Source organism: Fusicatenibacter sp. (assembly GCF_050872605.1).
Classification (GTDB): Bacteria; Bacillota; Clostridia; order Lachnospirales; family Lachnospiraceae; genus Fusicatenibacter.
Genome location: NZ_JBNMHD010000035.1, coordinates 17,285 through 36,853, shown reverse-complemented (window position 1 = coordinate 36,853; position 19,569 = coordinate 17,285). Strand labels below are relative to the sequence as shown.

Sequence of the window (19,569 nt, the reverse complement as noted above, 5' to 3'; positions counted from 1 at the left end):
TGCAAGCTTAACCGCCTGTACTTTGTACTCGTGATCGTATTTACGTTGACTTCGTGCCATAGTTGGGCACCTCCTTATTCTCTTGATTATACTATGAAATCCTTGAGAATAGGCTGTCAACTTTATTTATACACCATCAGTTCTGCCTTGGTCAGAAACACTTCCAGAAAATATACGAAAACCACAGAAACCGGATGAAAAATAGCATGACTACAGAAGCAGCCTGATATTTTTCAAGGTACTTAGGTTTTACCGTTTACTTTGTAATAGCTTTTTTCGTGCGCCAAAAACTGGATAAGGCTTTGTATTGTATTAGTATTATTGGTCTTATTTTGGGAATCTTATATGACGCAAATGTAACCGCACTGGGAATGAGGTGGATGCATCAGGCGGTCTATGCAGTTTTCAGTTGGAGTAATAATCTATTCATGAAAGGAATCCCTTATGTGGCAATTGGATATTTTCTTAGAAGGAACATTAACCGATGCTGTTTTAATGCCTGGAAAACTGCGTTCATTTATGTGTTGGCTAGTATTGGGATGATTATTATTCATGTATGTGGATGGAGTCGGTGGCTTTGCTTATATCCGATTCAAGCAGTTTGCCTGTTTATCATCACTTATCAATCTAAAGATTTTAGATTAAGTAAGTCGATTTCACGTATTTGTAGAAATATGAGTTCGTCTATTTATTTTTTACATACAGTTTTTATTTATGGTGTGATTGATGTTATATGGGGGGGTGATTCAATGATTTTGCTAAAATTTGGTGTTGCTGTGTTGCTTAGTCTTGTAGTATATTATATAGCTGAAAAATCCCAGAATTGGCCCTTAAAATGGCTGCTCAGTATCAAATGATTATTAGTGAGATTACAGAATTTTGATATGAGATTGTCTTTTATGGAAGATTGAAAAATTGAGATGATTATGGCAACATAAAAAAGTATAGTTCCCATTATGTTGTTATTTGTTGGTGCGTTGGTTTATGTATATTCCGATAAGTGAGGGTTCTCCCGTTTATTACGTGAATATTCTTGCGACTCGAAATCGCAAATCCGGAAATTTGGAAATCGGAGTTCCGGTACTCGGAAATCGCCTGTTTTGTGCTTGATTATTTGTCCATTTTTATGGGAATATTAGTCAAGACCTTGCCGTATCTGCGGTGCGTAGCAGCCTTTACCAATATTTCTCATAGAAATTATGATTCGGCATGCACAAAAGTAAATCTAAAAAGTGATTTTCATATCACCGGACAGTTGATGGAAACTCATCCGGAATATTCATCCCGAATAATCAAGATTAATGCCTGTATGGGATTTGATTGATGTATATCTGAACTTTGCAAGAAAGTTACACTAAACGTATTTTTCGCTTATTCTTCACGCAACAGTGGTATGTCTCTTAGTTATTCCTGCATTTTTTATCGTAGCATCAGTGGTGGATAGAGAATCATTTAAATATTGTGTTGAATTTTTTAAAAATCATATGAAAAAATGATAAGACTAGATACTTGGAGTATAACAAAATCAAAGATTTTTCCATTGAAAGTGGCAGACAAGGAGTATATCAATATATGGATAAATTAATGCAAACATCAAGGCAGCATAAATGGGTGTTCGTTATTATTATACTTCTATTCCTCGGAATCTCAACCTGCCAAAACCTCGACCAATCGAAACACTCCCTAAGCTACTCTTCCTATCAGATCCCCTTCGACAAAATCGACACCTCAATCCGGATTGTGCAGCTGACGGATCTGCACAACAGCGAGTTTGGAGAAGACAATAAGGAGCTGATTGACCGGATAGCAAGTCAGTCGCCCGATCTGATTCTGCTTACAGGGGATCTGCTAAATTCCGGAGAACCCGTCACAGAGATTGCTACCAATTTAATTTCTTCTCTCTGTGAGATTGCTCCCGTCTATCTGTCCCTGGGAAATCATGAGATAGAATACCAGGACAATTTTGGCACAGATATCACGCAATTGTATCAGGACGCCGGTGCAATCGTTCTGGAGCACCAATACCGGGATATTACCGTAAAAGGGCAGTCTCTTCGCATCGGCGGCATTTACGGTTACTGTCTGCCGGACAAATACCTGGAAACGGAAGAAGCTGATCTTAGCGAATGCATGTTTTTATGGGATTTTGAGAATACCGACCGTTACAAGATCCTGCTCAGTCATCTTCCGATTGCCTGGCTGAAAAATGATGCCCTGGAGGAATGGAACATGGACTGCGTGTTTTCCGGTCATCTTCACGGAGGGCAGGTTATTTTGCCTGGGATCGGCGGTGTATATGCGCCGGATATGGGTTGTTTTCCGGGACGGCTGAAGGGCGTTTTTGATTCAGAGGATGGAAAACGGCATCTGGTTCTGTCTGCGGGGCTTGGAAATACGGAGGTGATTCCACGGTTCAACAATATTCCCGAGATTGTCTGCGTGGATCTTGTACCGGAAGGAGGATGGTGAAAAAAACTTGCACATGGATTAGAGCGTTTATGAAATATATTTTCAGGGGGATCGGCTGGCAGCTTGACATGCCGCCGGTCCTGTATTATAATAACAATGTTCACGAAAACGAAAGGATAGATGTACATGAACAAACAGGAATCAGATATTTTGAACGTGATCCTGCAATACCACTGCCGGAACCAGCGTGCGCTGGCGGAGCGGTGTGGGTTTTCGCTGGGAATGGTAAACCGTTCGGTGAAAGCGCTGCAGGGGCAGGGTTTTTTAACAACAGATATGGAGCTGACGGAAAAAGCCAGGCTTGAGATGGCAAAGCATCGCCCGAAAAATGCGGTGATTCTGGCTGCCGGATATGGAATGCGGATGGTGCCGATCAATATGGAAACGCCGAAAGGGCTTTTGGAAGTAGAGGGGGAACCGCTGATTGAGCGGCTGATCCGTCAGCTTCATGTGGTAAATGTGAAGGAAATTTATGTTGTCGTCGGTTTCAAAAAGGAACAGTACGACTATCTGGTTGACCAGTATGGCGTGAAGCTGGTTGTCAATATGGAGTATGCAGAGAAAAACAATCTGCATTCCCTGGCAAAGGTTTTGCCGCAGCTTGGCGAAACGTATCTTATGCCGTGCGACCTCTGGTGCCGGGAAAATCCGTTTTCGGAGTATGAGTGGTATTCCTGGTATCTGGTGAGTGATGCAAAAGATCCCGACAGTACAGTTCGTGTGAGCCGGAAATGGGAGCTTGTGCCCTCGGGCGGGGAAAAAGAAGGAAATCATATGATCGGCATCAGCTATCTGACGGATCCTGTGGCGCAGTCGATGGCGCGGCGAATCGAAACGATGGTACAGGACCGCCGGTATGACCATGTTTTCTGGGAAGATGCTCTTTTTGCGGAAAACGGGATGCCGGTGCAGGCAAAGCTTGTCCCGGAAGGGGCTGTGGTGGAGATTAATACCTACGAGCAGCTGCGCGAGCTGGATGAAAATTCGGATCAGCTGAAGTCGGATGCGATGGCAGAAATTGAACGGGTGCTTTCAGTTTCCGGGGAGGAGATTACGGGGATTGAGGTCCTGAAAAAGGGAATGACAAACCGTTCGTTTTTATTCCGCTGTCGCGGCGAGCGGTACATTATGAGGATTCCGGGGGAAGGTACGAGTCTTCTGATCAACCGCAGGCAGGAGGCGGCGGTATATCGGACGCTGGACGGAAAGGGCATCTGCGATGAAATCGTGTCGATCAATCCGGAAAACGGCTATAAGATTACGAAATACCTAGAGGGCGCGCGTGTCTGCGATCCGGAAAAGCCGGAGGATGTGCAGGCCTGTATGAAAAAGCTCCGTTCCTTCCATGAGGAGCATCTGAGCGTGGAGCATACGTTTTCTCTGTTTGGCCAGATCGCATACTATGAAAGTCTGTGGGAGGGGGAACCGTCTGTTTATCGGGATTACAGTACGACGAAGGCGCATGTGATGGAGCTTGCGGCTTATCTGGAAGCACAGCCGAAGGTGTGGACGCTGACACATATTGATGCGGTGCCGGACAATTTTCTGTTTGTAGAGAAAAACGGCAGAACGGAAATTCGTTTGATTGACTGGGAATATGCGGGCATGCAGGATGCGCATGTGGATCTGGCGATGTTCTGTATTTATGCGATGTATGACCGTCTGCAGGTGGATGCGCTGATCGACAGTTATTTTACGGAAGGCTGTCCGAAGGAGGTGCGCACGAAAATTTACGCATACATTGCGGTGTGCGGGCTTTTATGGAGCAACTGGTGTGAGTACAAGAGCCGGTTAGGCGTGGAGTTTGGTGAGTATTCGCTGCGGCAGTACCGGTATGCAAAAGACTATTATCAGCTTGTGATGCAACGGCTTGCGAAAACAGAAGGACAGGAAGAATAAGAGTGGGAGAGTGAAAAAAGATGGAAGTGGAGCAGATGCAGCATTGCGAAATACGGAAGAAACATCGTGTAGAACGTGCCATTATCATGGCGGCAGGAACAGGAACGCGAATGCGGCCGGTAACGCTCGACACGCCGAAACCGCTGATCCGCGTGAACGGTGTCCGCATGATTGATACGGTGATCCGGGCACTGCAGGAAAACGGGATTTCTGAGATTTATGTGGTGACGGGATATCAGAAGGAGCAGTTCGCATGCCTGACGGAGAATTACGAAGGGGTGCAGCTGATTGAAAACCCGTACTGGGATTCCTGCAACAACATTGCCTCCCTCTATGTGGCGCGGGAGCATCTGGAAAATGCAATGATTCTGGATGGGGATCAGATGATATACAAAAAAGAAATTCTTGCACCGGAATTTACGCATTCTGGCTACAATGCTGTCTGGACGGACGAAAAGACGGATGAATGGCTGATGCAGGTGAAGGATGGAATCGTGTGTTCCTGCAGCCGGACCGGCGGTAAGGGCGGCTGGCAGCTCTTCAGTGTATCACGTTGGAACCGGGAGGACGGAAAGCGGCTGAAACGCCACCTGGAACTGGAATTTGAAAAAAAACAGAACCGCCAGATTTACTGGGATGATGTGGCGATGTTCTGTCATTTTGAAGAATATGAGCTTGGCATTTATCCTATGCAGGAAGGCGATCTGATTGAGATTGATGATTTCTCGGAACTCTGCGATCTGGATCCGTCTTACTGCGGATATGAGGCACAGGGTCAGGAAAAATCAGAAAAAAAATAAGCTGGATCGGGCAGTATAGCAGAAAGGAACAGAAAACATGAATACAGTTGATGAAAACAAAGCGGCGAAAAAGAAACAGAGCGAAAAAATACGGGGAAAAGGTCAGATTGACTGGATGATCACGCTGCTGCCGTTGGGACTGATAGCAGCGCTCAGTATTTTGTTTTTCCTCCTGCCGGAACAGTCCAACACAGTTCTTGCGAAGGTACGCTTCTTCTTTGGAGATACCTTTGGAGTCTATTATCTTGCAATTGGCCTTGGCGTTTTTCTGCTCTCTTTGTATCTGGCATTTTCAAAATATGGCGATATTGTGTTAGGAGAGCAGGACGAGAAACCGAAATATTCTTTTTTTGTCTGGGGATCCATGATGTTTACGTGCGGCCTTGCGGCAGACATTCTGTTTTATTCTTTTGCAGAATGGGTGATGTATGCTGCTGATCCGCAGATTGAAAAGATGGGCGGAATCCAGGAGTGGGCGGGCGTGTACCCGCTGTTTCACTGGAGTCTGATTCCGTGGGGCTTTTATCTCGTTCTCGCTGCCGCATTTGGGTTTATGCTGCACGTGCGGAAACGGAACCGGCAGCGGTATTCAGAAGCCTGCCGTCCGATTATGGGAAAACAGACGGACGGCATCGGCGGACGGCTGATTGATCTGCTGGCGGTATTTGCACTCCTTGCAGGAACGGCAACGACATTCAGCGTGGCAACGCCGCTGATGGCAAGTGCAATCAATGCATTGTTCCATATCAATCTGGATCGGAACACAGTGACAATTGTGATTCTGCTGATTACGTGTTTTGTGTACACGTATTCGCTGCTTCACGGCTTCCGCGGAATCGGTTTTCTGGCAAAGCTCTGCATCTATCTGTTTTTCGGGCTGCTGGCGTACGTGCTGCTGTTCGGCGGACAGACGCGGTATATTATCGAGACGGGATTTTCATCGCTGGGACGGATGATTCAGTATTTCCCGACGTTGGCGACCGATACCGATCCGCTGCGCGAGACGCATTTTCCGCAGAACTGGACTATTTATTACTGGGCATACTGGATGGTATGGTGCGTGGCGGCGCCATTTTTTATCGGAAGTATTTCCCGGGGAAGAACGGTGCGGCAGACAATCCTTGGCGGATATGGATTCGGCGTTGGCTCCACGATTTTAAGCTTTATCATCCTGGGAAATGAATCGATGGGGATGCAGATGGCGGGAAAAGCGGATTTTATCGCGCAGTATGCCAAAGACGGTGATCTCTATGGAATGATTATCGCCATGATCCAGAAGATCCCGTGTACACCGCTGGTTCTTGTCGTTCTGCTGCTCACGATGATTGCCTTTTATGCGACCTCGTTTGATTCGATTGCGCTGACGGTTTCCTGCTACAGCTACCGCCGTCTGGAAGAGGGACAGCAGCCATCGAAAGCGATTCAGCTTATGTGGTGCCTTCTGCTGATTCTGCTTCCGATTGCACTGGTCTTTTCCGAAAGCTCTATGAGCAATCTGCAGTCGGTCAGTATCGTGGCAGCGTTTCCGATCGGAATGGTAATTCTTCTGATTGTGGCGGGATTCCTAAAGGATGCCGGAGCATATCTGAAAGAAATAAAAAAGCCCTCCGGGCAGGATCGCACTGCGGCGGACGGGAATTATGTCGCTGAAGCGACCCGCCGCAGGCGGAGAATCCTGCCGTAGCAGGATTCTTTCTTGTGCAGCATGAAAATAGAGCCGGATTTCTATTTGGCGGAAATCCGGCTGTGTGCATTTCAGACAGTATAGGTCTATACAAACAGTGTACACCCCTGCCGCTTGAACTGTTCGATTTTTTCGTCAATGAGCTCCGGCGTTACACCGAGATGCTTAGCAAGACACTGCTTGCAGAAAAACTGTTCCGCGCCGCGGTTGATAAATTTGCGGTGGGCGCCGATCTCGTTATGCGTGAGTTCTTTGCCGCACTGCATACAGCGTGCCATCAGAGTTTTACGACCTTTGCACGGTATACTTTTGATGCAAACGGCTCGAGCTCTGTGACAAGGGATGCATTGTTTGCACACAGGTTCTCGCCGGTCCAGACCTCAGTAAGTTCCAGAGTACGGCCAGTGGAGAACGGAAGGCCGATCTCATCCAGATTCATGGCTGCACGCGATTTTTCATCACTGAGATTGAACATGCCGATAGCAAGATCTCCGTTTGCGAGCGCTTTTACATAAATCAGAACGTTGTCATTCCATGCATGGTTTTTCACTTTATACGGCTGACGGCAGAGCGGATCCTGGTTGATGCGGATCATTTCGTCATTCATGAGAATGCGGCGGGTTTCGTCGCTCATCTTGCGGATGTCGCAGCCGATCATCAGCGGGGAGCCAAGGAATGCCCACAGTGCATAGTGTGTCTGATACTGGACATCGCTGCAGCCGGCCAGTCCAACATTTCCTTTTCCGTGCATGCCGACGATCAGCATGTCCATATCGTTGAAGCAGCCGACGCCGTTGTACGGATGCAGTTTTTCCTGCTGTGCCACGAGATCTTTGACAGAATCCCAGGTATCAAAGATGTCGCCGGTGGAACGCCACATGGAAGCGCCGGTTTCTTTGATCCACTCATGCGTTTCATCGGCACCCCAGGAGCAGGCAGAGAAGAGAATGTCGCGGCCGCAGTTCTCGAGTGCCAGTCCCATGCGGCGGTACAGATATTTTCCATGCAGGATCGGACTGTGGTAGCAGTAGTCGTATTTTAAGAAATCAACATCCCAGGATGCGAAAGTTTCCGCATCGACAAATTCGTGCTCATAGCTGCCAGGGTAGCCGGCACACGTCATGTTTCCGGCGCAGGAATACATACCGAATTTCAGCCCTTTGGAATGAACGTAATCGGCAACGGCTTTCATACCATGCGGAAATTTTTCCGGATCCGGCACAAGACGGCCGTTTTCATCGCGTTCACGTAAAGACCAGCAGTCGTCGATGACAAGATATTCGTATCCTTTATCGCGCAGGCCGCTCTCGGCCATGACATCAGCAGTTTCAAAAATCATTTTTTCATTGATATTTTCTCCGAAGGTATTCCAGGAATTCCAGCCCATCGGCGGTGTAAGTTTGATCATAGTATTGACCTCCCGTAAGTTTTGATGTACTTTGAGTATAGATGGATTTCCAGAGCAAAACCATGGAATTTTAAGACAAAAACATGGATTTTTGTTTCATAAAGAATAAAATACGGGAAAAGGAAAGAATATGCTTGTATCAGAAATGAACGGGATCCGGCCTGTCGATGCCGGGCGGCAGGACTGCCATGATCTGCATTCCTGGGGGCCGGGTGTACGGCAGTGCTATATTATACATTATATTATAAGCGGAAAGGGAACGTTTACCTGCGGGAAAAAGACGTACACACTTACCGCCGGACAGAGCTTTTTGATCTGTCCGGAGCAGGTGGTGCAGTACGCGCCGGATGAGAACGAGCCGTGGGAATATGTGTGGGTTGATTTTGTCGGGGAACAATGCCGGCAGATTCTGGCACGGTCGGTACTGAACCCACAGCAGCCGGCGGCGCCGCCTCTCTGTCAGGAAAGGCTTCTGCCGTATTTTGAGCGTCTCTGCCAGATGGAACTCTATCGCCGGAACAGCCAGGAGGCCGTCGGTGTGCTGCTTGCGCTTCTGGGCGTGTACCAGGATCTGGCGGAGCCGCAGCGGGAGGAGAGAAAGAAGGAAGATCCGCGGATCATGGAAGTGATGGCTCTGATTGCCGCAGGGTATCACAGGAGTGAGTTCTGCGCGGAGACAATTGCGCGGAAAATGGCGGTCAGCCGCACAACGCTGAACCGTCTGTTTCAGAAGAAAATCGGCCGGTCACCAGGACAGTATCTGCTGGAATATCGGCTGCAGCAGTCAGAAAAGCTGCTGCAGATGGGGATGACGGTCAAACAGACGGCGCTGTCGTGCGGATTTGAAGATCCCTTTTACTATTCCCGTGTGTTCCGGAAACACTATGGAATGCCGCCGTCGGATTACCGGCTGCAGTTTGCAGAAATTCAGTGAACAGCGGGCGTTACCGCTCGTCGGAGAGATAATTCCGCATAGAGCGCAGGGCGGACTTTTCCAGCCGGCTGACCTGCGCCTGCGAGATGCCGATTTCCCGGGCAACCTCCATCTGGGTCTGCCCCTCATAGAAACGCATGCGGATGATCTGGCGTTCGCGCTCATTGAGACGGGCGACCGCGTCTTGCAGGGCGAGGTTCTGCACCCAGTTTTCTTCTTTATTTTTCTTATCACTTAACTGATCCATGACATACAGGGTATCGCCGCCTTCCGTGTAGACGGGCTCATACAGGCTCATCGGGCTTTGGATTGCGTCGAGGGCATAAACGATATCCTCTTTTCCGATGCCGATTTCAGCAGCGATTTCCTCAATGGAAGGCTCCTTCTGGTTCTGTTTGAGATAGAGTTCGCGGGCGCAGATGGCGCGGTAGGCAGTATCCCTGAGGGAACGGCTGACACGGATGGCATTGTTGTCACGCAGATACCGCCGGATTTCACCGATGATCATCGGCACGGCGTAGGTGGAAAAGCGGACATTTAAGGTCGTGTCGAAGTTGTCGATCGCCTTAATCAGGCCGATACAGCCGATCTGAAAGAGATCGTCGGCGTTTTCACTGCTGTTGGAGAAGCGCTTGATCACGCTTAGGACAAGGCGCAGATTGCCCTGAATGTAGCGTTCGCGGGCATCAGCATCTCCTTCGCGGGCTTTTTTCAGCAGAGTCTCCTTTTCTTCGGCATTCAGTACGGGAAGGCGTGATGTATTGACTCCGCACAGTTCAACTTTATTGATCGCCATGGTATGCATCCTCCTGAAACATGGAACGTATGGTTACCGTTCGTTACTGTTATACGTTCATGATTGGCAGTTGGCGGGGCGAATATACGAGAGCCCGGAAAATTTCATAAAGTTTTAGTCCTTGACAAAGCTTTTGGAAAATGATTTCCTGCTATTGTAGAAACGGCGGAAAGTGTGATAAGATAAGGGAAGTGTACGAAATGCGAGGTCTTGTTTTATGATGAGTGGAAAGGAACGAAGAGAAGAGATTCTTCGAAGAATAACAAACAGTAAGACGCCGGTCTCCGGTGCGGCACTGGCGAAGAGCTGTGAAGTCAGCCGCCAGGTGATTGTCCAGGACATTGCCCTGATCCGCGCTGCCGGATACGATGTGATTGCGACAAACCGCGGCTACATCTGCAGCAGCCCGGTGAGAGAGACGCGGGTCTTTGAGGTGAATCACACGGATGAGCAGATGCAGGAAGAGCTGAATACAATTGTGGATTTCGGCGGCGTTGTGCTGGATGTGATTGTGCGTCACGAGGTTTACGGAGAACTGCGGGCGGAACTGAATATCAGTTCACGAAATAAGGTGGCACTGTTTATGGAAGAAATCCGGCAGGGAAAATCACGGCCGCTGAAGAATATCACATCCGGGGAACATTTTCATACCGTATCGGCAGACTCTGCGCAGACACTGGATCTGATTGAAGAGGAACTGCGAAAGAAAGGCTATCTGGTGCGGACCGTGAAATAGGGGAAAAAGCCCTTATTTTCACGAAAAACTGTTATTCGAAAAAATTTTAATTTTTTTTCAAAAAGGTGTTGACTTTTCTCTTAGGATAGTGTAATATACATGATGTCAGCGGGAACGAGTGATAAACAAAGAGTTCCAAAGCGACAAAGAAATGTGCGTTTAGCTCAGCTGGATAGAGCGTTTGGCTACGGACCAAAAGGTCGGGGGTTCGAATCCTCTAACGCACGGACGGTAACCGTCCTGGTGAAAACCAGGGCGGTTTTTTCGTATGCAGAATGAAAAATAAAACAAGCGGCCTTTTGGTCAGCAGCCAGACGGCCGCACTTTTTGAAAAAATCATGGGGAAACAACTTGTACGCTCATTGACACAAGTGAGATACATCTCCTATAATAAAGCCAAGTTTAAGATCTCGAAAGGGGACAAGTTATGGCTAAGTTAGTAATTGATGCGAACAGAAAGCTTTCAAAAATCAATAAGGAAATCCAGGGACAGTTTTCGGAGCATCTGGGAAGATGTATTTATGAAGGACTCTATGTAGGAGAAAATTCCGATATTCCGAACGTGAATGGAATGCGTACCGATGTTGTTGAAGCACTGAAAAATATCAAAGTTCCGGTACTGCGCTGGCCGGGCGGATGCTTTGCGGATGAGTATCACTGGAAGGACGGTATCGGTCCAAAGGAAAGCCGCAAGAAGATGATCAATACCAACTGGGGCGGCGTTGTCGAGGACAACAGCTTCGGTACCCACGAATTTTTTGAACTCTGCCGTCAGATCGGATGTGAGACCTATATCAACGGAAATATGGGAAGCGGTACCGTACAGGAGATGTCGGAGTGGGTTGAATATATGACATTTGACGGTGTATCTCCAATGGCAGATCTTCGTGCGGAAAATGGCCACGAAAAGCCGTGGACCGTTGATTTCTTCGGCGTCGGCAATGAGAACTGGGGCTGCGGCGGAAATATGAATCCGGAATTCTACGGAAATATGTACCGCAGATATCAGACCTTTGTGCGTGATTACAATGGAAGCAGGAAAATCCGGAAAATTGCCTGTGGTGCCAACACGGATGATTATGAGTGGACGCAGGAAGTGATGAAAGCATGCTTCCGCAGAACCTCCCCACAGCAGCATGGCATGATGGATGGCCTGTCGCTTCATTACTACACGGTTCCGGAAACCTGGGATCACAAGGGCAGTGCAACGGAATTTGCGGAAAAAGACTGGTATAAGACCATGAAAAAGACGATGTATATGGAAGAGCTGATCCGCCGTCACAGCGCCATTATGGATCAGTACGATCCGGACAAAAAGGTCGGCATGATCGTGGATGAATGGGGTACCTGGTACGATGTAGAGCCGGGAACGAATCCGGGATTTCTGTATCAGCAGAATACCATGCGTGATGCACTGGTCGCAGGTATTAACCTGAATCTCTTCAACAAACACAGTGACCGCGTCAAGATGGCAAACATCGCACAGATGGTCAATGTTCTGCAGTCGATGATCCTGACAGAGGGTGAGAAAATGGTCAAAACTCCGACCTATCATGTTTTCGATCTGTATCAGGTACATCAGGAAAATGATCTGGTGGCAAGCTCTCTGGAAACGGAGCAGGTTGGTCTGGAAGACGAATACATGGTTCCGAATCTGACGGAATCTGTTTCGGTAGATGCCGACGGTGTACTTCATATTACAATGACGAATGTGGATCTGGAGAAAGCATATCCGGTAGAAGCAGTACTTCTTGGAAAAAAGGCCGGCGAGATCAAAGCCGAGATCGTAACCGGCCATATGCAGGATAAAAACACCTTTGAAGAGCCGGAGACGGTTGGCGTTCAGGCCTTTGACGGTGTGCAGGCAACCAAAGAGGGAATTTCCTTTACCATTCCGGCATGCAGTGTGCTTCATATCGCCGTAAAATAGGGAAACCATAAAATATGCAAAATAGCAAGAACCATAAAAATTATAAAATCATAAGAACCAGAAGATATCTGGGATGGAAATAATTCAGTTCTGGAGGATTTCGATGGACGGAAATACCAGAATCTGTAAAAAATGCCTGCTTCGTGAGATGGACGAGGCAGGCTTTTTTCAGAATATGTACGAGTATATTGCAAGAATTCCGGCGGACGATAAAGCGCCGGAGGAGGAATACGAGCGGCGGCTTTCGATCTGTAAGGAGTGTGAAAAGCTGCTGTCCGGCATGTGCCGCATGTGCGGCTGCTACGTGGAGATGCGGGCAGCGATTGCACTGCGGGACTGCCCGGGGAAAAAGTGGTAGTAAAAGAGAAACCCCGCACAGCGGATCCGGTGAAAACAACGGATCCCTGTGCGGGGTTTTGAGAATCAGCGAAGTCGGTAAGATCAGTTGGGACTCGTTTGTGTCTCCGGTGCGACTTTTGGATCCCTGAAATAGCGGGACAGCTTCGGCACGGAGATGAACAGTGTCAGAAACTCAGCGACCGGAATCGACAGCCACACACCGTTGGTGCCAAGTGCGAGCGGCAGAAGCAACGCGGAGAGAACGATAAAGACGAAGGTGCGCAAAAAGGAAATCAAAGCAGAGGTCTTTCCGTCTGACAGTGCCGTAAAAATGCCGGAGGCAACGATATTCGTACCGCAGAACAGGTAAGCGATGGAGAACAGATATCCGCCGTGGCGGGTCAGTTCAAAGCCGTACGTGCCTTTCTGCATGAAAACGGCGGAAATGACCGGAGAGCCGAAGGCGGCCACAAGTGCAATAATCACAGAGCTTACCACAACGAAGCGGATACTGATGCGGTAAAGCCGGATCAGCCGCTGTTTGTTCCGGCTGCCGTAGTTGAAGCTGAACACAGGTGCAACGCCGATGCTGTAGCCGAGGTACAGCGCAACAAAGAGAAACTGTCCGTACAGAATCGCCGTGATGGCGGCAACACCGATTTCGCCCTCAAATTTCAGCATCAGCATATTGAAAAGGTAAGTGACAACGGCTGCAGAAAGATTGCTGACCATCTCGGAGGAACCGTTGAAGCAGCTTGTGGAGAGCAGGCCTTTGGAAAATTCCGGCCGGGTGAAGCGAAGGCCTTTGCGGGCAAAGGTAAAGTATAAAATGCCGGCAACAGCCGGGATGCACTGGCCAAGACCGGTGGCAAGGGCAGCTCCCGCAACACCAAGCTGGAGCGGGACGACAAACAGATAGTCCAGAAGCATGTTGGTAATGCCGGCGGACACCGTAAGGGAAAGTCCGAGTCCCGGGCGTCCTGCCGTTACGAAGAAGGACTGGAACAGCGCCTGGAGAAGACAGACCGGGGCAAAGGAAAGGATCGTCCGCAGATAGGCGGTACCGTAATCCATCAGCACCGGCGTTGCACCGAGCAGACGGCAGATCTGGCGGCAAAACAGGTTGCCGAGCACTGCGCCCAGAATACCGATGATCAGTGTGGTAAGGGTAAGGGCAGAAAAGTTACGGTTGGCTTCCTCCTGTTTTCCCTGTCCGATCTTTGCGGCGACGACGGCGCTGCCTCCGGTACCGAACATGATGCCGACGGCAAGAAGAATGCTGACGGCAGGATAGACGATATTGGCGGCGGAAAGCGCCATGCTGTCCACGTACTGCGCGATGAAAAAGCCATCCACAATACTGTAGAGAGACATAAAGATCATCATAATGATCGATGGAAACGCAAACTTCAGCAGGGAGCGGAAGTTGAAATCCTTGGCGAGTGACTGACTCATAATCAAAAACCTCCTTTTTATGTGTGAAAAGCCTTTTTCAGACACGCTTTAGATGGGAAAGATTTCTTGTGAAAATTTGAATCGTTTGCTATTATAAAGGATAGGGTAACCCTATAGTCAAGTGCAAAAAGGTGAAAAACAGGAAAAATTCCGAGAGAACATATTCAGGAAAAGGAGTCAGAAATGGGAAAACAGGAGTATTTAAGCGCGGGGCGATTTGCAGCGCTGGTAGGCACAACAAAAGAAACGCTCTTCCATTATGATGAGATTGGTCTGTTTGTACCAAAAAGAAGAGGGGCAAACGGATACCGGTATTATGCGATGGATCAGATTGAAACGTTTGATGTGATCGGAATGCTGCGGGAACTGGGCATGCCGCTGGCAGAAATTCGAAATTATCTGGAACAGCGAAGTCCTGAAAAATTCGGAGTGCTGCTGGAACAGGAGGAGAAGGTGGTGCGCGAAAAAATCCAGCGGCTCCGCAGGATGCAGCACTGGATAGGGGAAAAGAAGCGGTTTCTGGCACAGGCATCGGCGGAATGCCGTGAGGCATTTGAAAAAGATCCCTTCTGTCCTGTGGGGATCCATATCCTGCCATTGCAGTATCTTGTCACAAATCACAGCGAGTCAGCGGATAATCTGGCAGTCAATCAGAAAATCGGAGAGCTCTATGCTTACTGCGGGCAATACGGAAATCGAAGTTCGTATAATGTTGGGTTTGTTCAGAAACGGGAAACACTGGAAACGGGGAATTTTCTGGATTACCGTGATTTCTATCTGATCTTTGATCGTGTGCCGGCGAAAGTGCGATACACAGTTCGGCCGGAGGGAGAGTATCTTTGCTATTACTATAAAGGGCCATGGCAGGGAATTGAAGCGGCGTACCGGAAGCTGTTCTGGTATGCCACGGAACAGGAGCTTTTGCTGGATGACCGTTTTTATGAGGAATATATGGTGGATGCGCTGACCAGTCAGGAAATGGAACAGTATATTACGAGAATCGCCGTAAAGATTTTAAAATAGCCAGGGAGGAGGGGAAAAAACAAAATTTTCACAAACTTTTTTCATTCTCCTCTTGACCATGACGCAACGTCACCCATTATAGTGAGGGTACAACAAGTTGAATTGACATAAAACTGAGACGATAAACACACCAAAAAGGAGAAAAAGCATGAAAGTATTAGTAACAGGCGGAGCCGGATTTATCGGTGGAAACTTCGTACATCACATGGTAAACAAATACCCGGATTATCAGATCGTAAACCTGGACCTGCTGACCTATGCAGGAAACCTGGAGACTCTGAAACCGGTTGAGGACAAACCGAACTACAAATTTGTAAAAGGTGATATCGCAGACGAAGCTTTCATCATGGATCTGTTTGAAAAAGAGAAATTTGACGTTGTTGTCAACTTCGCAGCAGAGAGCCATGTAGACCGTTCCATCGAGGATCCGGGCATCTTTGTTCAGACCAACGTAATGGGAACCCGTGTACTGCTGGATGCTTCCAGAAAATTCGGCGTAAAGAGATATCATCAGGTATCTACCGATGAGGTTTACGGAGACCTTCCGCTGGATCGCCCGGACCTGTTCTTCACAGAGAATACCCCGATCCACACCTCCAGCCCGTACTCTGCATCCAAAGCAAGCGCAGACCTGTTTGTACTGGCTTACCACAGAACCTTCGGTACTCCGGTTACCGTTTCCAGATGCTCCAACAACTACGGCCCGTACCACTTCCCGGAGAAGCTGATTCCGCTTATGATCAGCCGCGCACTGGCAGACGAAGAGCTTCCGGTATACGGAAACGGTGAGAATGTCAGAGACTGGCTGCATGTATCAGACCATTGCGAAGCAATCGACCTGATTATCCACAAAGGTAAAGTAGGCGAGATCTACAACATCGGCGGACACAACGAGAGAACCAACCTTCAGGTTGTACAGACGATTCTGAAAGCCCTGAATAAACCGGAATCTCTGATCAAATATGTAAAAGACCGCCCGGGCCATGACAGAAGATATGCAATCGACCCGACTAAGATCGAGACTGAGCTTGGATGGAAACCAAAATACAACTTCGATACTGGAATTGCACAGACAATTCAGTGGTATCTGGATAACGAAGACTGGTGGAAACACATCATCAGCGGTGAGTATCAGAACTACTTTGCTGAGATGTACAAAGACCGTCTGTAAGAGAGAAAAGTGAAATGCAGAGGCCGCAAAAAAGCGGCTTTTGCGAAGGAGTGGTGGATATGGATCAATATTATACCACTGGTGAATTTGCCCGGATGGCCCATGTGACCATTCGGACAATTCGCTATTACGACAAAAAAGGGCTGCTGAAGCCGAGCTTTATCAACGAATCCGGTTATCGGATGTATTCGGATGAGGATTTTCTGAAGCTGCAGAAAATTTTATCGCTGAAATATCTTGGATTTTCGCTGAACGAGATCGGAAACATGACGATCCACGATACGAGTGCGGATATCCTGAAGTCGCTGAAAATGCAGATCGGTCTTGTCCACAAAAAGATGGAAAATCTGGAGCAGATGGAAAAAGCGCTGCAGAATACCACACAGATCCTCGAGGAGACGAACCAGATCGATTGGACCGGCATTCTGAACCTGATTCATCTGACCGATATGGAAAAGACACTGGTGGAGCAGTACAAAAACGGGGAAAACCTGAATATCCGTATTTCCCTTCATGAGCAGTATTCGAAAAATAAAAAGGGATGGTTCCCGTGGCTTTTCGAACAGATGGATTTCGAAGGTGCGCGCCGGATTCTGGAGATCGGCTGCGGAAACGGACAGCTCTGGAAAAATGCGGATCTATCCGTGCTGAAAGGAAAGTATATCTGTCTGTCTGACCTGTCGGACGGCATGATCCGGGATGCGGCGGAAAATCTGGGAGAAGAAAAAGCATCCTGTTTTGATTTCCGGACACTGGACTGCCAGAAGCTTCCGTTTCCGGATGCGGAATACGACCGGATTATTGCAAATCATGTTTTGTTCTATGTCCAGAATCTGTCCCGCGGTCTGCAGGAAATCAGCCGTGTGCTTTCAGATGACGGCGTGTTCTACTGCAGTACGTATGGAAAAGGCCATATGAAAGAGATTACCGATCTGGTACAGGAGTTTGATCCGCAGATTAATCTTTCGGAGGTGGCGCTGTATACTATTTTTGGTCTGGATCACGGAGAAAAGCAGTTAAAGCCTTATTTTGGCAGCGTGGAGAAACGAATCTACGAGGACAGTCTATGGGTTGACCGGCCGGAACCGCTTCTTGACTATATTCTTTCCTGCCATGGCAATCAGAATGAGTATCTGTATCCGAGACAGCGGGAATTCAAAGAATTTCTGGAAAAGAAAATTCAGAAGCATGGTGGAATCGAGATCACAAAAGAGGCAGGGGTTTTCATCTGCAGAAAGTAACAGGAGAGACCGACATGAAAATGGAGGTCTCTTTTTTCTGACTTATTTTCGGCAAGTTTGACAAAAATGTTAAAAAACAAATACAGAGTATGTTTTTTATATTGCCAGTTATCACAAAAGGATATATACTATAATAGAATGTCTAAGTATGCGTGACTTAAAGAAAGAAGCACAAAAGAGGGATGAGGTATGAAGGAATTATTTGATGTACACTGCCATATGGTCCCGGGGGTAGACGACGGTGCATCTGATCTGGAAGAGTCGCTGGCGATGCTGAAAATGCAGCACGAGGACGGGGTCAGGAAGATTATCATCACACCGCATTATCGGCGGCGGATGTTTGAAACACCGGCAAAAAAGGTACATGAGCAGTTTCTGAAACTGCAGGAAGCGGCAAAAAAGGAATATCCGGATATGTCGCTTTATCTCGGGTGTGAACTTCACTCGAACATGGATCTTCAGGATATCCTGAAAAAACGGAAATATGTGACCATGGCCGGTTCGTCCTATGTTCTGCTGGAATTTTCCGAGGGAGATTCCGCGCAGCACATCCGTGAGAGGGTCTACAATGTACTGTCCTGCGGCTATGAACCGATTATCGCGCATGTGGAGCGCTATCAGGCAACGGTAAAGAGCGTCGGATTTTCCAGCGATCTGGTGGATATGGGCGCAAGACTGCAGGTGAATGTGGAAAGTATACTTGGAAAGTATACGTGGGGGGCAAAACGCTACTGCAGAAAATTGATGAAGGAAGATCTGCTCAGCTTTGTAGGCAGTGATTCCCACAACACAAAAACACGTGTTCCCAACATAGGAGCAGGCGCTGCCTATGTTTCAAAAAAAATGGGAGAGGCATATGCAGAAAGGATTTTCCACGACAATCCGATGGAAATCTTAAGGGATGCCGGAGAAATCTAAAAAAACAGTCAGGAGAAGAAGATGGAAACGAATCAACAGAATCAGGATGAAATTGAAATCGATTTACTGGAACTGCTCCGTGTGCTCTGGAGCAAGATCGGCTATGTGATTTTAGCTGCATTGGCACTTGGCCTTCTGATGGTACTTGTCAGCAAGGTACTTATGAAGCCGCAGTATGAATCGACAACGAAGATGTATGTGTTGTCAAGACAGGACAGCAGCAATACCGTAACAAGTGGAGATCTGCAGGCGAGTTCTCTGTTAACAAAAGACTATGCAGAGCTGATTCAGAGCCGTCAGGTTGCAGAAACAGTTATTGCACAGTTAAATCTGGAGCTTACTTATGAAGAGTTTCTGAAAAAAATTACAGTTACCACGCAGAATGATACTCGTATTCTTTCAATTACGGTAAAGGATGAGGATCCATATGTGGCAAGCCAGATAGCAGATGCAATCCGTGTGGCAGCAGCAGATCATATCCAGAATGTTATGAATACAGAAGCTGTAAATGTGGTAGATGAGGCAAATATCCCAGATGAGCCTGTAAGTCCGAATATCATGAAAAATGGAATGATTAGCGCAGTAGCAGGTGCATTTATCGCAATTGTTATTATCATTGTGGTTTATCTGACAAATGATACAATCCAGACCTCCGAAGATGTAGAACGTTATCTGGGGGTAAGCACACTTGGAACGATCCCGATCAGAGAAGGACAGAAAAAGAGTAAGAAGAAAAACAAAAACGGCCGTGGAAGAAAGAAATAAG

The 19,569-nt window shown here is 47.8% G+C and carries 17 protein-coding genes and 1 tRNA gene; 14 read left to right on the top strand and 4 right to left on the bottom strand.

Features of this window, described 5'->3' with window-relative positions; all coding sequences use genetic code 11:
• The first annotated feature begins 1,572 nt into the window (after window positions 1-1,572).
• The 4 genes from ACY2VT_RS10900 (at window position 1,573) to ACY2VT_RS10885 (ending at window position 6,852) form a co-directional block, all read left to right on the top strand.
• Window positions 1,573-2,469, top strand: a complete 897-nt coding sequence (locus tag ACY2VT_RS10900; RefSeq protein ID WP_461879910.1) for a metallophosphoesterase — start codon at window positions 1,573-1,575, stop codon at window positions 2,467-2,469.
• Window positions 2,470-2,595: 126 nt separating this feature from the next.
• The gene (locus tag ACY2VT_RS10895) at window positions 2,596-4,368 is read left to right on the top strand and encodes an NTP transferase domain-containing protein (protein ID WP_461879909.1); all 1,773 of its coding nucleotides are present in this window, start codon (window positions 2,596-2,598) and stop codon (window positions 4,366-4,368) included.
• A gap of 20 nt (window positions 4,369-4,388) precedes the next feature.
• Window positions 4,389-5,168 carry an NTP transferase domain-containing protein gene (locus ACY2VT_RS10890; protein WP_461879908.1) on the top strand — a complete coding sequence of 260 codons (780 nt, stop codon included), beginning with the start codon at window positions 4,389-4,391 and terminating at the stop codon, window positions 5,166-5,168.
• 37 nt (window positions 5,169-5,205) lie between these two features.
• Window positions 5,206-6,852 (top strand): BCCT family transporter, encoded by a 1,647-nt coding sequence (locus tag ACY2VT_RS10885; protein ID WP_461879907.1) that lies wholly within the window; start codon window positions 5,206-5,208, stop codon window positions 6,850-6,852.
• Window positions 6,853-6,938: 86 nt separating this feature from the next.
• Here the strand turns inward: ACY2VT_RS10885 and ACY2VT_RS10880 are convergent, their stop codons facing one another.
• The gene (locus ACY2VT_RS10880; protein ID WP_173828533.1) at window positions 6,939-7,130 is read right to left on the bottom strand and encodes a hypothetical protein; all 192 of its coding nucleotides are present in this window, start codon (window positions 7,128-7,130) and stop codon (window positions 6,939-6,941) included.
• Window positions 7,130-8,260, bottom strand: a complete 1,131-nt coding sequence (locus ACY2VT_RS10875) for a glycoside hydrolase family 27 protein (protein ID WP_461879906.1) — start codon at window positions 8,258-8,260, stop codon at window positions 7,130-7,132. The genes ACY2VT_RS10880 and ACY2VT_RS10875 overlap by 1 nt, the downstream gene beginning before the upstream one ends.
• Before the next feature lie 130 nt (window positions 8,261-8,390).
• Here ACY2VT_RS10875 and ACY2VT_RS10870 point away from each other — a divergent pair, with 130 nt between their 5' ends.
• Window positions 8,391-9,194, top strand: a complete 804-nt coding sequence (locus tag ACY2VT_RS10870; protein ID WP_461879905.1) for an AraC family transcriptional regulator — start codon at window positions 8,391-8,393, stop codon at window positions 9,192-9,194.
• A 10-nt stretch (window positions 9,195-9,204) separates the two neighbouring features.
• On the opposite strand, the gene sigG is transcribed toward ACY2VT_RS10870, so the two are convergent.
• Window positions 9,205-9,990 carry an RNA polymerase sporulation sigma factor SigG gene (gene sigG / locus ACY2VT_RS10865; protein ID WP_461873405.1) on the bottom strand — a complete coding sequence of 262 codons (786 nt, stop codon included), beginning with the start codon at window positions 9,988-9,990 and terminating at the stop codon, window positions 9,205-9,207.
• Between the two features lie 220 nt (window positions 9,991-10,210).
• On the opposite strand from sigG, the gene ACY2VT_RS10860 reads away from it, so the two are divergent.
• The 4 genes from ACY2VT_RS10860 (at window position 10,211) to ACY2VT_RS10845 (ending at window position 13,014) form a co-directional block, all read left to right on the top strand.
• A complete protein-coding gene (locus ACY2VT_RS10860) occupies window positions 10,211-10,726 on the top strand; it encodes a 3H domain-containing protein (RefSeq protein WP_461879912.1) in 516 nt (171 codons plus the stop codon).
• Between the two features lie 153 nt (window positions 10,727-10,879).
• Window positions 10,880-10,953 (top strand) — tRNA-Arg (locus tag ACY2VT_RS10855).
• A gap of 200 nt (window positions 10,954-11,153) precedes the next feature.
• Window positions 11,154-12,656: an alpha-N-arabinofuranosidase gene (locus tag ACY2VT_RS10850; protein WP_461879904.1), complete on the top strand. Its 1,503-nt coding sequence runs from the start codon at window positions 11,154-11,156 to the stop codon at window positions 12,654-12,656.
• Between the two features lie 73 nt (window positions 12,657-12,729).
• A complete protein-coding gene (locus ACY2VT_RS10845) occupies window positions 12,730-13,014 on the top strand; it encodes a DUF6171 family protein (protein ID WP_461879903.1) in 285 nt (94 codons plus the stop codon).
• Window positions 13,015-13,097: 83 nt separating this feature from the next.
• On the opposite strand, the gene ACY2VT_RS10840 is transcribed toward ACY2VT_RS10845, so the two are convergent.
• Window positions 13,098-14,450, bottom strand: a complete 1,353-nt coding sequence (locus tag ACY2VT_RS10840; RefSeq protein WP_461879902.1) for an MATE family efflux transporter — start codon at window positions 14,448-14,450, stop codon at window positions 13,098-13,100.
• Between the two features lie 183 nt (window positions 14,451-14,633).
• Between ACY2VT_RS10840 and ACY2VT_RS10835 the strand changes: the two genes are divergently transcribed.
• From ACY2VT_RS10835 to ACY2VT_RS10815, 5 genes are all read left to right on the top strand, one after another.
• Entirely contained in the window at window positions 14,634-15,473 is an 840-nt protein-coding gene (locus ACY2VT_RS10835; RefSeq protein ID WP_461879901.1) for a MerR family transcriptional regulator, read from the top strand.
• Window positions 15,474-15,621: 148 nt separating this feature from the next.
• Window positions 15,622-16,644 (top strand): dTDP-glucose 4,6-dehydratase, encoded by a 1,023-nt coding sequence (gene rfbB, locus ACY2VT_RS10830; protein ID WP_461879900.1) that lies wholly within the window; start codon window positions 15,622-15,624, stop codon window positions 16,642-16,644.
• A gap of 59 nt (window positions 16,645-16,703) precedes the next feature.
• Entirely contained in the window at window positions 16,704-17,885 is a 1,182-nt protein-coding gene (locus ACY2VT_RS10825; RefSeq protein ID WP_461879899.1) for a MerR family transcriptional regulator, read from the top strand.
• A 189-nt stretch (window positions 17,886-18,074) separates the two neighbouring features.
• Window positions 18,075-18,803 (top strand): CpsB/CapC family capsule biosynthesis tyrosine phosphatase, encoded by a 729-nt coding sequence (locus ACY2VT_RS10820; RefSeq protein ID WP_461879898.1) that lies wholly within the window; start codon window positions 18,075-18,077, stop codon window positions 18,801-18,803.
• A 21-nt stretch (window positions 18,804-18,824) separates the two neighbouring features.
• The gene (locus ACY2VT_RS10815; RefSeq protein WP_461879897.1) at window positions 18,825-19,568 is read left to right on the top strand and encodes a YveK family protein; all 744 of its coding nucleotides are present in this window, start codon (window positions 18,825-18,827) and stop codon (window positions 19,566-19,568) included.
• The last annotated feature ends 1 nt before the right edge of the window (window position 19,569 follow it).